We start from the raw sequence: 16,495 nt of genomic DNA on the forward strand, positions 1-16,495 counted from the left end.
CGGGAGACTACACCATGACAGGCCCCATCCTGCACCTCGGTGCCACCGTAACCTGCTCCCACGGCGGGCAGGCCCTGCCGACCACGCCATCGACCCGGGTGCTCGTCTCCGGCCAGCCCGCCGTCGCCCAGGCCTCGCCCTGGACCGTCGCCGGTTGTGGCTTCGTTCCCCCCGGCGGCAACGGCCCCTGCGTCAGTGCAAGCTACGTGGTGGCAGCGTCCCGGGTACTGATCGAGGGCCAGCCCGCGGTACTGCAATCCTCTGTCAGCATCTGCGCCCCGACCGGGACACCGCTTATCCCGGTGCAGGCCCAGACGCGCGTCATCGGGACCTGAGGCCATGCAGATCGACTTCCCCTACCACTTCGACGGCCGCGAGCGCACCTCGGAAACCTCCGAGGAGGAGCACATCCGCGACCTGATCGAGCAGATCCTGTTTACCAACCCCGGCGAGCGGGTGAATCGCCCCGACTTCGGCGCCGGCATCCATCAATTGCTCTTCGCCCCCGCCAGCACTGAGCAGGCGGCAACCACCGAGTTCATGATCCGCGGCGCACTGCAGCAGCATCTCGGCCAGCGCATCGTGGTGGGAGACATCACCGCCGAGGCGGTGGATGCCGCCATCCATCTCACCATCGCCTACCAGATCCTGCGCAGCGGCGCAGTAAGTTCCGCCAGCTTCCAGGTAGGAGGTGGCCCATGATCCATCACTGCTGTGATCCTCGGCGCCGCGAGCGTGTGCTGCAGGCGATCGCCGACGGTATGGCGATCAACGGCATCGATTTTCTCGAGGTACTCGACCGCGAATCCCCCGGCGACACGCCGGCGCAGCACACCCTGCTGCTGCGCTTCCTCGCCGCCGCGCCGGCGCTGGCGCTCGGGAACTTCGAGCTCAGCGGCGGCGAGCGCATCACTGACGTCGAACTCGAATGGGTCACTCGTGCCGACGCGCCGGACGCCGCCCTGGCCGAGCCGGGATTGATCACCTACCTCGTCACCCTCCCCGCCCCCGAACAGGTGCTGGTGCTGCGCACGTCGTCCGCGGGCGACCACGCGGGCTACCGGCTCCGCCTCGTCGTCTCGCCCGGCGCTCTGGTTCCACCACCGGGGATCGACCCAGTGCTCTCCGAGATCGACTTCTCCTTCAAGGTCGAATGCCCCACCGATTTCGACTGTGCTCCGCTGCATGCCTGCCCCGAGGCGCCGATCGAGCAGCCCGCGCTCTCCTACCTGGCCAAGGACTACCAGAGCTTCCGCCGCCTGATGCTGGACCGCATGGCCCAGCTCATGCCCGACTGGCGCGAGCGCAGCGCGGCGGACCTGGGCATCACCCTGGTCGAGGCGCTGGCCTACACCGCCGACCGCCTCTCCTATGCCCAGGACGCGGTGGCTACCGAAGCCTATCTCGCCACCGCCCGCCGCCGCTCCTCGGTGCGCCGTCACGCCCGGCTGGTGGACTACCGGATGCACGACGGGGCCAATGCGCGCGCCTGGATCCAGCTGCAGACGGGTGCCGATGGCCTGCTCCTTCCCCGGGGCACGCAGTTCCTGACCCGCGTGACCGGTTTCGATCCGGTGATCCATGGCAGCGACGAGACGCGCGACGCGCTGCGCCTCTCCCCGCTCGTCTTCGAATCGCTGCACGACAAGACCCTGTCCGTCGTCGAAAACGCCATGCCCTTCCACGAATGGTCCGACGCGGAATGCTGCCTGCCCCAGGGGGCGACCCGCGCCACCCTCGCCGGCGACTATCCCAGTCTCGCCCCCGGCGATGTGCTGATCTTCGAGGAGCGCCTCGGCCCGCGCACCGGCCGCGCCGCCGACGCGGACCCGGCCATCCGCCACGCGGTGCGTCTGACCGCCGTACAGGCGGGCGAGACCGACGTTCTCGAAGGCGCGCCAATCACCGAGATCCGCTGGGCCGAGGAGGACGCGCTGCCCTTCCCCTTCTGTCTTTCCTCCGAGCTCGACGAAGCCGTCGGCGGCGGGCTCCAGCGCCAGGTTTCGCATGCGCTCGGCAATGTGCTGCTCGCCGATCACGGCCAGACCATCGTGGACGAGGCGTTGGGCGCCGTGCCGCAGCCACATCTACAGTTGGTGCCGGAGGCCGGCGGCGGCCCCTGCGATCACCCCGAACCGCGCGCCGTGCCGCCGCGCTATCGCCCGCGTCTCACCGAGGGTCCGGTATCGCAAGTCGCCCCTTTCGACGAGTCTGCACCGTCCGCCTTCGCCGCCACCCACCCGGGCCTCATGAGCCGCCGGCCCAAGGTCGTCCTGTACTCGGGCGAAGCGCCCGTGCAGGAGGAGTGGCAGGCCCGGCCCGACCTGCTCCAGTCGCTGCCCGAACACACCCATTTTGTCGTGGAGAGCGAAGCCGATGGGACCGCCTTGCTGCGTTTCGGCGACAACCGCAATGGCCGCCGCCCAACAGCCGGTACTCCCTTTGTCGCCAGCTACCGCGTCGGCAATGGCCGCCGCGGCAATGTCGGCGCCGGGGCCATCTCCCACGTTATCAGCGGTTTTTCCGAGATCACCGCGGTTCGCAATCCCATCCCCGCCAGCGGCGGCCTGGACCCGGAATCCATGGAAGATGTCCGCCAGGCCGCCCCCTTCGCCTACCGCCACCAGCAACGCGCGGTGACACCGGAGGACTACGCCGAGATGGCTCGACGCCATCGCGACGTCCAGCGCGCCGCGGCGACCTTCCGCTGGAATGGCCACGGCCACACCGTCTTCGTCACCGTTGACCGTTTCGGCAACCGCCCCGTGACACCGGAATTCAAGGCGGAACTGCGCGAGCAACTGAACGCCGTGCGCATGGCGGGCTACGACCTGGAGATAGACGCGCCGCGGTTTATCGCGCTCGAAATCGGCCTTTTCGTGTGCGCACACCGTGACCACTTCCGCTCACAGGTGCGGCAGGACCTGTTGCGCGCGCTCGGCGCAAGCCGTAATCCGGACGGCAGCACGGGCTTCTTCCACCCGGACAGGCTGACCTTCGGCAGCCCCGTCTATCTCAGTGCGATCTACGCCCGAACGATGGCGGTCGAGGGCGTCGCCTCGGTAGAGGCTCGACACTTCCGCCGACGGGGCAGTACCCGTACCGAGGCGCTGGAAGATGGCGTATTGACGTTCGGGCGGCTGGAGATAGCCCGGCTCGACAACGACCCGACCTACCCCGAGCACGGCACCCTGGAAATCGAAATGGGAGGCGGAAAATGAGCGGCGCACCCATCCGCATCGGGCACCCGGATGCCGGCGTGACAACCTCCACCTGTGGCTGCTGCGACGGTACCGCCCTGGCCACGCTACAGCCGACGGAAAACCGCCCAAACCTGTCGGCCATCGCCTTCCGTGCCGGCGACCACGCCAGCTTCAAGGCGTCCATGCTCACGAACCTCGCGTCCGCCGCGCACCCGGCGCTTGCCGATCTGCGCACCCGCGAGGACGACGACTTCTCCATCGCGCTGATCGATGCCTGGGCGTCGGTCTGCGATGTACTGACTTTCTACCAGGAGCGCCTCGCCAACGAAGCCTACATGGGCACGGCCACGGAGCGGCTGTCGGTGGGCGAACTCGCCCGGCTGATCGGCTACCGCCTGCACCCCGGCGCGGCCGCCGAAACCGATCTCGTCATCGTGATGGAGGACCCACCCGGCGCCGCCCCCGATGTCTCCGATCTGCTGGTGCCCGCCGGTACCCGCGTGCAGAGCCAGCCGGGGCCGGACGAAACGCCCCAGGTGTTCGAGACCCTCGCCGACCTCGAAACCCGGGTCGCCTGGAACACACTGCGCCCGCGCCTGACTCGCCCGATTCTGCCCGGCAACGGCGACCACTCCGCCTGGGCCGAGGGCACTCCGTCGCTGCAGGTCGGCGACGCCGTTGTTTTCATCTCCCGCGAAAGGAGTGACCAGGATTTCGCAGGCTTCGACGTCAATTCCACGCTGTGGGATTTCCGCCACATCACCTCGGTGGAAACCGCCGCCGACGGCCAGCGTACCCGCATCACCTGGGACACGGCTCTCGACAGCGTGGCGACTGCGGGGAATCAACCGACCCCCGGCCTGACGCTCTACCAGCTGCGCGAACGGGCCTCACTGTTCGGCTACAACGCGCCCCATCCCCGGGTTCTGTCAGAGGAAATTCGGGAAAGCTTCGGCTTTATCAGCGAGGAATTTCCGATCCTCGAGCCAGGGGAACCGATCCCCGAACCATCGCCGTCAGTCATTCGCGGTACCCCCGAACACCCGGGCGACTGGCACTTCACGCTTGCCGCGGGCACAGGGATCACGCTCGATACGATCTACACGCCGTTCGTCCCCCACAGCTGGACACTGCTCTCACTCCGCTCCGGCCTTGAAGAGCTGTACCGGATAGAGGATGCCAAGGCCGACGCCGAGGCGAGATATGCGATAGGCGGCCGCGCGACCCGCCTGACCCTGGACAAGTCCGCTCAGATAGCCGCGTTCGCGGCACATTACCGGCGCGTCGCGGTATACGGCGGGAGCGTCGAGATAGCGCTCGCCGAGACTCCGCTCGACGAATGGGTCGCGGGCGACAGGATCGAACTCGAGCAGGCCGTGGACGACCTGCCGGAGGGACGCAGACTGATCCTCCGCGGCCACCGGGCGCACTTGCGGGTGACGGCTCAGGTTGTCGGCCTGACAGCGGACGACGGTGCCCTCCGCGGCGTCACCAGAGGCGCGATCGTCACGCTGATGGACGCCCCCACCCCCCAAGGGGCCGATCTACGTTTTCGCCTGCGGGATGCAACCGGTTTTATCGGTACCGCCGTCGAGCCGCCCACGGCACTCGAGCCGGTTGCCGCACCCGAGGATTCGGAAGCCATCGCGCTCGCCGCCACCCTGGAGCGGATCGTCGCCGTGGACGCCAGCCACTCCCGCCTGGAACTGGCGGAACCGCTCGGCGCCGCCTTCGACCGCACCAGCCTGCGCATCCACGCCAATGTCGCCCGCGCCGCCCACGGCGAGGCGGCCACCGAGATACTCGGTGGCGGCACCCCTTCCTCACCTTTCCAAAAATTCCAGCTCAAGCAGGCACCCGTCACCCACCGCCTGGCTCCCACCGAGACCGGTGTCGAAAGCACCTTGCGGCTGCGTATCGACGGCGTGGAGTGGCGGGAAGTCCCCGACCTCTACCGGCGCGGCGCAACCGCCCGGGTCTACAAGACCTCGCTCACGGACGACGGCGAGACGGTGATCGAATTCGGCGACGGCATCTCCGGCGCCCGCCCTCCCGCCGGCCGCGACAATATCGTCGCCGAGCACTCGCGCGGCCTGGGGCGCGACGGCAACCTGCGCGCCGGGCAGTTGAAGCTGCCGCTCGACCGGCCGCTCGGGCTCAAGGCGACCGACAACCCGCTGCCCGCAGCCGGCGGCGCCGACCCCGAAGCCGCCGAAGAGGCCCGCATCAACGCGCCCGTGTTTACGCTCACCCTGGGCCGGGTGGTCTCGCTCACCGACTACCGCGATTTCGCGCTCGGCTTTCCCGGCATCGCCAGGGCCGAGGCCCGCTGGGTCTGGCAGGGCGAGACCAGGCGCATTCTCGTCACCATCGCCGGCGAGGGCGGCGCGGGAATTGCGCCCGGCTCCGCCACCTTCAGCAATCTGCTCGCCGCGCTGCGCGAGCTCGGCGACCCACTGGTGGGCGTGGATCTGCTTTCCTACCAACCGGCCAGTTTCCGGCTGGGGCTCAAGGTCGCGGTGGACAGCGCCTACGACAGCGACAGCGTGCTCGCCGCCACCGAACAGCGGCTGCGCCGGGCATTCTCCTTCGCCAGCCGCGGTTTCGGCGAGGTGCTGAGTCTCTCCGAAGTCGCCGCCGCCGCGCACAAGGTGGAGGGGCTGAAGGCGGTCGACATCGACCTGCTGTACCGCACCAGCAGCCCGCAGACGTTGCCGATCGCCCATGCGCGCCTGATTTCCCAGGGCGCGCGCCTGGGCGCGGACGGCACGCTGCTGCCGGCCGAGATACTCACCCTGGCCCCGGGCCCGCTGGACAAGCTGGAGGTGATGGCATGAACCGGATCACCCCCGACGCCCTCTACCGCCTGCTGCCCGCCGTCCACCGACTGCGCGACGCCGATGAAGGTGAGCCGCTCAGGGCGCTGGTCGCGGTCCTCGCCCGCGAGGGCGCGGCGCTCGAGGAGAATATCGAACAGCTCCTCGACAACCTGTTTATCGAAACCTGCGCCGACTGGGCTTCGCCCTATATCGGCGGCACCATCGGCTACCGGGGGCTCTACGACTTCGAGGGCGCCGACATCAGCAACCGCGCCGAAGTCGCCAACACCATCGGCTACCGCCGCCGCAAAGGCACCGCCGCGGTGCTGGAGGCCCTGGCCCGCGATGTCACCGGCTGGCCCGCCCACGTGGTGGAGTTCTTCCAGACCACCGCCACCTGCCAGCATATGAACCAGCTGCGGCCGGCCCACCACCTGGCGTCCGAGCTGCGCGATCCGCTGGCACTGGAGCCGCTGGGTCGCGCCTTCGACACCGTCTCGCACACGGTGGATGTCCGTTCGATCCAGCAGACCCGGTCGCGCAGAAGCATCGGTGGCCAACACAATTTCGCCCATATCGGCCTCTTCCTCTGGCGTCTGATACCCATGCCCCACCTCCGCGTGCCGGCGACTGAGGTGGACGGCCGCCGCTACCTCTTCGACCCGCTGGGCGCGCCGCGCCAGCTGGTGAACCTGCCCCAGCCGGAGCAGAGCATCACCTCGATCTCCCGCCCCGAGCATGTGCCCGGCGATATCTCCCGCCGCGCGCTGCACGCCGAGCCCTCCCTCTGGTACGGCCCCGGCCGCGCCTTCGAGATCTTTGTCGATGATCAGCCAGTACCCTTGGCGCATATCCAGGCCTGCGACCTCTCCGACGACGGGCCGGGCTGGAACCACTCGCCCCACGACGCGACTCCCGGAAACAACGCCCCGGTGCGCGTCGATCCCGCGCTGGGCCGCATCGCTTTTCCCGACGAAGAGCCGGGAGAGGTGCGCACCAGTTTTCACATCGGCTTCCCCGTCCGCATCGGCGGCGGCCAGTACAATCGCGCGTCCACCCTGAAGCGCCATCCCGGGCAGACGTTGATCCGCTATCCCGGCCCCGATCACCCGAGTCTTCAGAGCGCCATCGACGCCGTAGCGCCCGGTGGCGGAATCGTCGAGATCACCACCTCGGATGTGTTCGCCGAGAGCCTCGCCATCGCGGCCGAGCCCGGCACCGAGCTGGTCCTGCGCGCGGCCAACAACGTACGCCCCATACTGCGCCCGCCCGCCGCCATACAGATCACCGGCGGCGCCGAATCACGGATTGTGCTCAACGGCCTGGTCATCGAGGGCTTCCCCATCGAGATTCTGCCCACTGGGGACGGCGCATCGCCCAAGTCCGTGACCCTGCGCCACCTCACCCTGATTCCCGGTCTCGCCTTCACTGCCGATGGCGATCCCCAGAACCCGGGTGCCACCAGTCTGGTGGTCACCACCAGCGGCCTCGAACTCACCATCGACCGCGCCATCTGCGGCCCGATCCGCATGCACGCATCCACCAATGCGGATATCCGCGACAGCATCGTCGACGCCGCCGCACTGCCGGCCCGCAACAGCGCCGAGGGGCTCGCCATCGCCGGCCCCTCCGGCGAGGGCGATCCCGCCGGCGCGCTGACGATTGCCACCAGCACCATCATCGGCCGCGTGTTCGCGCGCAGCTTTCCGCTGGTTTCCAACGCCATACTGCACGCGCGAACCGCCGACGGCAGCGCACCCGTTCGCGCCCTGCGGCGGCAGCAGGGCTGCATGCGCTTCAGTTTTGTACCGCATGCCTCGGTGACCCCGCGCCGCTATCGCTGCCAGCCGCAACTCGCCATCGACCAGGCGGTGGCCACGGCGGAAGCCGAAGCCAACGGGCCCATCACCGCCGCGGAAAGGGCACTCATCCGCGCCCGCATCCTGCGCCGAATGCGTCCGGGCTTCGAGGCGCAGCGTGCCAGTCATCCCGCCTATGCCCGGCTGCGCCTCGCCAGCCCACTGGCGATCCGCACCGGCGCGTCGGACGAGGGCGAAATGGGCGTCCATCATCTCCTCGCCGTGCCACAACGCGAGGCCAACCTGCGTATCCGGCTGGAGGAGTACCTGCGTTTCGGCCTGGAGGCGGGGATCTTCTACGAAACATAAATTTCTGCGACGTATCAGCTTGGAAAGGAGGAAACTTCCATGAGCGGTGACTACAGCAGAGACAGTTTCGATGCCCTGCGGGACTATGCCGGGGTATTCCTGCAGCAGGGCCGCGCGGTGCTCGACAGCGACTGGAACGAACTGGTGGAAATGTTCGAGCGCCGCATCCGCGCGGGAACGGTGGATACCATCGGTCGCGCCGTGGTCCCGCGGGAAACGCCGCTCGGCTTCGAAATCCGCCTGACGGATACCGGCCTCGAAATTGGCCGTGGCCGCTTCTACCAGTACGGCAAGCTCCTGGAGTGCCACGGCTCGGCCAATTTCGATGACGGTGACGCCTCCCTGCCCGCTCCCGTCTTCGACCGCGCGCGCCCCGGATCAGGCGGCCCCGAAGGCGTACTCGACGAGATGATCGCACCACCCGCAGGCGATTTTATCGATTACTTCGACCAACCCTACTGGCCCACCCCCGAGGAATTGCCCCAGGACGGCACCCACCTCGTCTATGTCGTGAGCTGGCAGCGGGAGATTACCCCCACCGAAGTTACCGGCCTGCTGGAGCCCGCCCTCGACGGGCTCGACACAACGACGCGATGGCAGACCGCGTGGCAGGTCCGCGTTCTGCGGGACATCAGCGACACCGCCACCTGCGCCACGCCCGACGATGAACTCGCCGGCTGGCTCGACGAGATCGCTCCCTCCACCGCACGCCTGACCACAGGCACCATCGACATCGAGGACCCGGAAGACCCCTGCCTGGTACCACCGACCGAAGGCTATTCCGGTATCGAGAACCAGTTTTACCGGATCGAGATCCACGCCACCGGTGAACCGGATGACGATGGCAACCCGCCGTCCCAGGGAGACGCGCACTTCAAGTTCAGCCGCGAGAACGCCTCGGTCCGCGCGTCGGTGGTGTCGATCGCCGAGGACACGGAGAGTGTCACCGTCGGCCGCATCGGCCGCGACCAGGTACTGCGCTTCCGCCCGGGCGACTGGGTAGAGATCACCGATGATCACCGCGAGTTGAACCACCATTCGGGCCAGATACTGCGTGTGGCCGATGTCGATCCAGAGACCCGGGAGATCGAGTTCGAAGACACCATCGAGGCCGACCTGCTGCCGTCGGGCATGGACGGTGACACGGTGGCCACCAGGCATACCCGACTTATCCGCTGGGACCAGCAGGGCGTCATTCGGCTGGACGACGGCAGCGTGTGGATCGACCTCGACACCGAGGACGCCAACGGGCTGATCCCGGTGCCACCCGACGACCGCGCCGTCATACTGGAAAGCGGGATCACGGCCTCCTTCTCTACCGCCGCGGGACCCGGCGGCTACCGCGAGATGGACCACTGGCGGTTTGCCGCGCGCACCGCGGGTACCCAGATCGACCCCCTCCACGGAGCGCCTCCGGACGATGTACAACGCCACTACAGCCGCCTCGCCATCTTGCGCCAGGAGGACGGGGCGGCCTCCGTGGTCGACTGCCGCCTCTTCTGGCCCCCCCGGTTCGAGACAGGCGAAGGCTGTGCCTGCACCGTATGCGTCACCGCCGCGGGGCACACTTCCGGTGAGCTGACCATTCAGGACGCCATCGGCCAGATCGGCGCGGCGGGTGGCACCGTGTGCCTCGAGGCCGGCACCTATGCACTGCGCCAGCCGCTGCGCCTGTCCAACCGCAACGCCATCCGCATGGTCGGCCAGGGACTCGGCACCATGCTCGTGTACCAGGGCGCGGGCGGGGCCCTGCGGGTCGAAACCTGCACCGATATCGAACTCGAGGATTTCACCCTTCTCGCCGCCCCGGCAACCGGCGACGACGGCGCTTCGCTGCCGGTGCACGGGGTCGCGGCGGTCAACACCTCGCTTCTGGCGTTGCGCCGGCTGGCCGTGCTTGTGGCGTCGCCAACTCCGGAAGATCGCTTCGACTTCGGCATCGCACTCGATGGCGTCCAGATCGGTACCAAAGTCGCGGAATGCGTCTCCATCGCACCTCACGCCCTCGGTTCGCGCTCCTCCTACGGACTCGATGAGGACGACGACCTGCAATTCGTCGCCTTTGCCGAGTTGCGCGCACTCGACTGCATTCTGTTCGGCGGTCGCGACGCCGTGCGCATCGACCGTGCGGCAATGAATATCGCCGCTGCCAGGCTGTCGCGCAACCTGGTCTTTTCGACCGGTGGCGGCATCCGCATCAACTGGGCCGAACTCCCTGCGGCATCCCTGTCGATCGACGGCAGCACGGTCGTCACCAACCGCACCGCCGTGACTGTTTCGGCCGGCACCACACGGGTGCAGGATTGCGAGATATCCGGCGGCAACGAGGGGGACAGCGACGGCATCTTCCTCGCCCCGAGCATCCTGCCCGAAACGCTGACCGACGCCCAGATTATCGGCAACACCATCTTCGAGTGCGGCGCGGGTATCCGCATCGCCGGTGCACACGACACCCTGTTCATCAAGCGCAACATCATTCGCGACAGCGCGGAGGCGGGTATCGCCACCCGTCCCGACGCCACCATCCGTCACCTCACCATCGATAACAACTCGATCGAACGGATCGGACTCAATACGAGCCTGGATGCCGCCACCGGCATCGCGCTGACCTCGGTCGAATCCGGCCAGGTGATCGGCAACTCGATCCGGCGCGTGGGGGAGGCGGGGTTCTCCGGCCAGCACTACGTCGGCATCGGCGTCCAGGGTGTCGGCAGTGTGGACATATCGTCCAACGTCGTGTCGGAAATCGGTGGCAACCTGCCGGAAAGCGCATCGGTCGGGATCCTCGCCCGGCAGCCTTTTCTCGGCTTGCACATCGGCTCGAACCGCGTTATCGGCGATCTCCAACGGGGTGAGGAACGGGTCGACTGGCGAGCCATCCAGGTCGGCGAGCCACTTGACGATTTTGGCGCCAACGACCTGGGCACGCCCGCGAATGGCTTCACCGCGGCGATACCCATCTTCGAGGCCACCGAGCTGGTCTATTTCAACGTTGCGGAAGAGACCTGGACGGCATCCGCCGGGCACTTCGCGGTTGCCCTTCCCGCATCACCCTCTCAGATGACGTGCATCGGCAACCAGGCGCGGTCCGCGCGGAACCTCCTCGGCGCAATGGTGACCATGGTCGTCCCCGGTGCTACCGGGCTCTCTTTCGCCAACAATATCTGTCACCTGCAAAGCGAGGTGGGCTTGCGCGAGCTGGTATTGCTCGGGGCGCCGAGAGTATCGGCGCCGAGCAACAACCTGACGCACTTCAACGGCGAGGTTTCGATGCACATCGTCACGGGCCGCGGGGGCGCCGCCACGCCCATCGGCAATATCACCTCCGCCGCGATCATCGTCCATCCCGGTGGCCTGCCCGCGCCTTTCGCGGCGCTCAACTTGAATGCTTGACCGGAGGGAAGGGTCATGCCGACCAAAATCGCCACTCTCGGCCGCGAACGCACCATCGCCACGCTGGCCCGCCGTCTTTACAAGATCGAGGGCCGCGGCCGCACCGATCTCCAGCGCCGCGCCGAGGCCGCCCTGATTGCAGCCAACCCGCGACTTTCCAGTGCGGAGGGTTTCCGTGCCGGCAGACACATTGTCGTGCCCCCGATAAGCGGGTTGACGCCTACTGAAGACGTCAGCACCGCCGACGCTGACGGCAAGGGCCCGATGGGCGAGACAGCGCTGCGCCTTCAGGCCCTCGGCAGCCGGATCGAAGACAGCTTCAGTCGCGCTTCCGAGACTCGCCAGAAGGCATTGAAACACCTCGACAACGCCCATTTCGTTACCGAGGCCCGCGCTGCCCTCCCCGAGAGTACCAAACTCCTCTCCAGGACCAAGGACCGTCTCGCTCGAGAAGACGAACAGCTCGAGGCGAAAAGCAAGGTCTTCCGGAATGCCGTTTCTGCGGCACTCGAAGGCGTAAAGGCGCTTGACGAGCTGACCCGCAGGACCGGTCCGCCCTGAAGGCGAGCGAGGCGCGGCGACAGACGCTCGAGGCGGTGCCCGAGCAGGCGCTGCCGACCTCGAGGCCCAGCGCCGCCGAGCGTCTTGAAGAGGGGGGAGAGGCGCCCGTTACAGCTCGTCCAGATAGCGTTCGGCGTCGAGCGCCGCCATGCAGCCGCTGCCGGCCGAGGTCACGGCCTGGCGATAGACGTGGTCCATGACGTCACCGGCAGCGAACACGCCCGGCACGCTGGTGGCGGTGGCGTTGCCTTCGAGGCCCGACTGCACCCGGATGTAGCCACCGGCCATCTCCAGCTGCCCCTCGAAGATGCCGGTGTTGGGGGTGTGACCGATGGCGATGAACACCCCCGGTGCCGCCAGCTCCTTGGTGCTGCCGTCCTGCGTGGACTTGAGGCGCACGCCGGTCACGCCGGTGTTGTCGCCCAGCACCTCGTCGAGGGTGTGGTTCCACACCAGCTCGATGTTGCCGTTCTCGGCCTTCTCGAACAGCTTGTCCTGGAGGATCTTCTCGGCGCGCAGGGCGTCGCGACGGTGCACCAGGGTCACCTTGGAGGCGATGTTGGCGAGATAGAGCGCCTCCTCCACGGCGGTGTTGCCGCCGCCCACCACCACGACCTCCTGGTTGCGGTAGAAGAAGCCATCGCAGGTGGCGCAGGCCGAGACACCCTGGCCCATGAACTGCTGTTCGGAGGGCAGGCCCAGGTAGCGGGCACTGGCCCCGGTGGCGATGATCAGGGCATCGCAGGTGTAGGTGCCGTTGTCGCCCTTGAGGGTGAAGGGACGTCCCCGAAGCTCCACCTCGTGGATATGGTCGAAGAGCACCTCGGTGTCGAAGCGCTCGGCATGTCGCTTCATGCGCTCCATCAGCTCCGGGCCCTGGACGCCGATGTCGTCGCCCGGCCAGTTGTCCACGTCGGTGGTGGTGGTCAGCTGGCCACCGGCCTGCATGCCGGTGATCAGCAGCGGCTTGAGGTTGGCACGGGCCGCATAGACGGCCGCGGAGTAACCGGCCGGGCCGGAGCCGAGAATGATCAGGCGTTCGTGACGCGCTTCGCTCATGGATAACCTCACTCATCGTTCATGGGTCGTGCAGGAAGCCTCTGCTCCCCCACTGATGTCCCGGTTCATGCCGGCTGGACACGGCGACGAAGGCCCATTGTAGCAGCCGAAACCGCCGGGAGCCGCCCTCGGTCGCCTGGGGCGACACCCGGTCACAGCACGTCGTCGTCGCGCCCCAGGATCACGCTTTCCAGCTCGCCGTCCACAGACACCTCGATGCGCAGCTGGATCGGGGCGCAGCAGCGAGGACAGTCCTCCCAGGTCTCCTGGCTGCCCTCGGACCGGTCCACCAGCAGCTCGAAGGGCGTGTCGCAGTAGGGGCAGTGCACCGGATAACGATCGAGTTGCTCCTCGTGCATGGTCTTCCTCCGTGCACTCGTCGAATGGTTGATGGGGGCCGGCCACCGCTTTTCAAGCCAGGGCGTACCGGCCCCTCCCTCGTCCACGGGCAGTGATTGAAAGTGGCGCCTATCATGACCATGTGTGTTCCAAGGTACCAGGGGGGTTCGTTCACCCTCCCGCGAAAGGAGGACAGCATGAGCACCGAGTCCACACCGGATACCCTGCAGACGCTCGAGGCAGGTGGCACCACCTACCATTACCATAGCCTGCCGAAGGCCGCCGAGGCGCTGGGCGACATCGATCGGCTGCCGATGACGCTGAAGATCCTGCTCGAGAACCAGTTGCGCTTCGCCGGTGAGCCGAGCGTCTCCCGCGACGACATGCAGGCCCTGGTCGACTGGCAGCAAGAGGCCCGCTCCGACCGCGAGATCGGCTACCGCCCGGCCCGGGTGCTGATGCAAGACTTCACCGGCGTGCCGGGGGTGGTGGATCTTGCCGCCATGCGCGCCGCGGTGGAGGCGCTGGGCGAGAGCCCGGATCGCATCAACCCGCTCTCTCCGGTGGACCTGGTCATCGATCACTCGGTGATGGTCGACAAGTTCGGCAATGCCACTGCCTTCCGCGACAACGTCGCCATCGAGATGGAGCGCAACCGCGAGCGCTACGAGTTCCTGCGCTGGGGCCAGCAGGCCTTCGACAACTTCCGGGTGGTACCGCCGGGCACCGGCATCTGTCACCAGGTCAACCTGGAGTACCTGGGCAAGACCGTCTGGCCCCGGGAGGAGGACGGCAAGACCCTCGCCTACCCCGACACCCTGGTGGGCACCGACTCCCATACCACCATGATCAACGGCCTGGGCGTGCTCGGCTGGGGCGTCGGCGGTATCGAGGCCGAGGCGGCCATGCTCGGCCAGCCGGTGTCGATGCTGATCCCCGAGGTGATCGGCTTCAAGCTCACCGGCAAGCTGCGCGAGGGCATCACCGCCACCGACCTGGTACTGACGGTGACCGAGATGCTGCGCAAGAAGGGCGTGGTGGGCAAGTTCGTCGAGTTCTACGGCGACGGCCTGGCCGATCTGCCGCTGGCCGACCGCGCCACCATCGCCAACATGGCGCCCGAGTACGGCGCCACCTGCGGCTTCTTCCCGGTGGACGAGGAGACGCTGACCTACATGCGCCTGACCGGCCGCGACGACGCCCAGGTGGCGCTGGTCGAGGCCTACTGCAAGGCCCAGGGGCTGTGGCGCGAGCCCGGCCATGAGCCGATCTTCAGCGACACCCTGCACCTGGACATGGACGAGGTGGAGGCGAGCCTGGCCGGGCCCAAGCGGCCCCAGGACCGGGTGGCGCTCAAGGACATGAAGGCGACCTTCGCCAGGCTGATGGACACCGACGGCGACAAGCTGTCCGAGACCGAGAAGGGCCGCCTCTTCTCCGAGGGCGGCCAGACCGCCGTCGGCGTGCATGACAGCTACGTGCACCACGACAGCCAGGATGTCGAGCTCGCCGGCGAGGCCTTCAAGCTCAACCCCGGCGCCGTGGTGATCGCCGCCATCACCTCCTGCACCAACACCTCCAACCCCAGCGTGATGATGGCCGCCGGCCTGCTGGCCAGAAATGCCCTGGCCAGGGGCCTGCGGACCAAGCCCTGGGTCAAGACCTCCCTGGCCCCGGGCTCCAAGGTGGTGACCAAGTACCTGGAGGCCGGCGGCGTCAACGACGACCTCGATGCCCTGGGCTTCCAGCTGGTGGGCTACGGTTGCACCACCTGCATCGGCAACTCCGGCCCGCTGCACGAGGCCATCGAGCAGGCCATCGAGGATGGCGACCTCACCGTGGCGTCGGTGCTTTCCGGTAACCGCAACTTCGAGGGGCGCATCCACCCCCTGGTCAAGACCAACTGGCTCGCCTCGCCGCCGCTGGTGGTGGCCTACGCCCTGGCCGGCAATGTCCAGCTCGACCTGACCCGGGACCCGCTGGGCGTCGACCGCCACGGCCAGCGGGTCTACCTCAGGGACATCTGGCCCAGCCAGGCGGAGATCGCCGAGGCCGTGGAGAAGGTCAGGACCGAGATGTTCCGCAAGGAGTATGCCGAGGTGTTCGACGGTGACGAGACCTGGCAGGCGCTCGAGGTCCCCGAGAGCCAGGTCTACGCGTGGTCGACGGACTCCACCTACATCCAGCATCCGCCCTTCTTCGAGGGCATGGGCCGGACCCCCGAGGCCATCGAGGACGTCAGGGACGCCCGGATACTGGCCCTACTGGGCGACTCGGTGACCACCGACCACATCTCCCCGGCCGGCTCGATCAAGCCCGACAGCCCCGCCGGACGCTACCTGCAGGAGCGCGGCATCAAGCCGGTCGACTTCAACTCCTACGGCTCGCGTCGCGGCAACCACGAGGTGATGATGCGCGGCACCTTCGCCAACGTGCGCATCAGAAACGAGATGCTCGACGGCGTGGTCGGCGGCGAGACCCGCCATGTGCCCAGCGGCGAACAGATGGCCATCTACGACGCGGCCATGAAATACCAGCAGGAAGGCACGCCGCTCGTCGTGATCGCCGGCAAGGAGTACGGCACCGGCTCCTCCCGCGACTGGGCGGCCAAGGGCACCCGGCTGCTCGGCGTGCGCGCCGTGCTCGCCGAGTCCTACGAGCGCATCCACCGCTCCAACCTGATCGGCATGGGCGTGGTGCCGCTGCAGTTCCCCGAGGGCGAGAGCCGCAAGACCCTGGGCCTGACCGGCGACGAGCAGGTCTCCATCGAGGGGCTTGCCGAGCTCACCCCGGGCGGCCGGGTCAAGGTGACCATCGCCAGCGACAAGGGCGAGAAGACGTTCGAGGCGCTGTGCCGCATCGACACCGCCAACGAACTGGAGTACTACCGCCACGGCGGCATCCTGCACTATGTGCTGCGCAAGATGATCGGTGCGGCCTGACCAGGACGGCA

The 16,495-nt window shown here is 67.8% G+C and carries 10 protein-coding genes; 8 read left to right on the plus strand and 2 right to left on the minus strand.

Features of this window, described 5'->3' with window-relative positions; genetic code table 11:
* Positions 1-14: 14 nt before the first annotated feature.
* From AC5W54_RS06850 to AC5W54_RS06880, 7 genes are read left to right on the plus strand one after another with little or no spacing between them, the layout of a single operon-like run.
* A complete protein-coding gene (locus tag AC5W54_RS06850) occupies positions 15-335 on the plus strand; it encodes a hypothetical protein (RefSeq protein WP_495961321.1) in 321 nt (106 codons plus the stop codon).
* Between the two features lie 4 nt (positions 336-339).
* On the plus strand, positions 340-702 hold the full coding sequence (locus AC5W54_RS06855; protein WP_495961322.1) for a GPW/gp25 family protein: 363 nt from the start codon (positions 340-342) through the stop codon (positions 700-702).
* Complete coding sequence (locus tag AC5W54_RS06860; protein WP_495961323.1) at positions 699-3,221, plus strand: putative baseplate assembly protein; 2,523 nt, start codon at positions 699-701, stop codon at positions 3,219-3,221. Before AC5W54_RS06855 ends, AC5W54_RS06860 begins: the two co-directional genes overlap by 4 nt.
* A complete protein-coding gene (locus tag AC5W54_RS06865; protein WP_495961324.1) occupies positions 3,218-6,040 on the plus strand; it encodes a baseplate J/gp47 family protein in 2,823 nt (940 codons plus the stop codon). The genes AC5W54_RS06860 and AC5W54_RS06865 overlap by 4 nt, the downstream gene beginning before the upstream one ends.
* On the plus strand, positions 6,037-8,190 hold the full coding sequence (locus tag AC5W54_RS06870) for a hypothetical protein (RefSeq protein WP_495961325.1): 2,154 nt from the start codon (positions 6,037-6,039) through the stop codon (positions 8,188-8,190). The genes AC5W54_RS06865 and AC5W54_RS06870 overlap by 4 nt, the downstream gene beginning before the upstream one ends.
* Before the next feature lie 39 nt (positions 8,191-8,229).
* On the plus strand, positions 8,230-11,583 hold the full coding sequence (locus tag AC5W54_RS06875; protein WP_495961326.1) for a DUF6519 domain-containing protein: 3,354 nt from the start codon (positions 8,230-8,232) through the stop codon (positions 11,581-11,583).
* A 15-nt stretch (positions 11,584-11,598) separates the two neighbouring features.
* A complete protein-coding gene (locus AC5W54_RS06880) occupies positions 11,599-12,144 on the plus strand; it encodes a hypothetical protein (protein ID WP_495961327.1) in 546 nt (181 codons plus the stop codon).
* A 108-nt stretch (positions 12,145-12,252) separates the two neighbouring features.
* Here AC5W54_RS06880 and trxB read toward each other — a convergent pair whose 3' ends face one another.
* Both trxB and AC5W54_RS06890 read right to left on the minus strand, forming a co-directional pair.
* Positions 12,253-13,203 (minus strand): thioredoxin-disulfide reductase, encoded by a 951-nt coding sequence (gene trxB / locus AC5W54_RS06885; RefSeq protein WP_495961328.1) that lies wholly within the window; start codon positions 13,201-13,203, stop codon positions 12,253-12,255.
* 152 nt (positions 13,204-13,355) lie between these two features.
* A complete protein-coding gene (locus AC5W54_RS06890; protein ID WP_495961329.1) occupies positions 13,356-13,562 on the minus strand; it encodes a zinc ribbon domain-containing protein in 207 nt (68 codons plus the stop codon).
* Positions 13,563-13,739: 177 nt separating this feature from the next.
* On the opposite strand from AC5W54_RS06890, the gene acnA reads away from it, so the two are divergent.
* Complete coding sequence (gene acnA / locus AC5W54_RS06895; RefSeq protein WP_495961330.1) at positions 13,740-16,484, plus strand: aconitate hydratase AcnA; 2,745 nt, start codon at positions 13,740-13,742, stop codon at positions 16,482-16,484.
* The last annotated feature ends 11 nt before the right edge of the window (positions 16,485-16,495 follow it).

This window comes from Halomonas sp. LMYGS-3, from assembly GCF_059509875.1.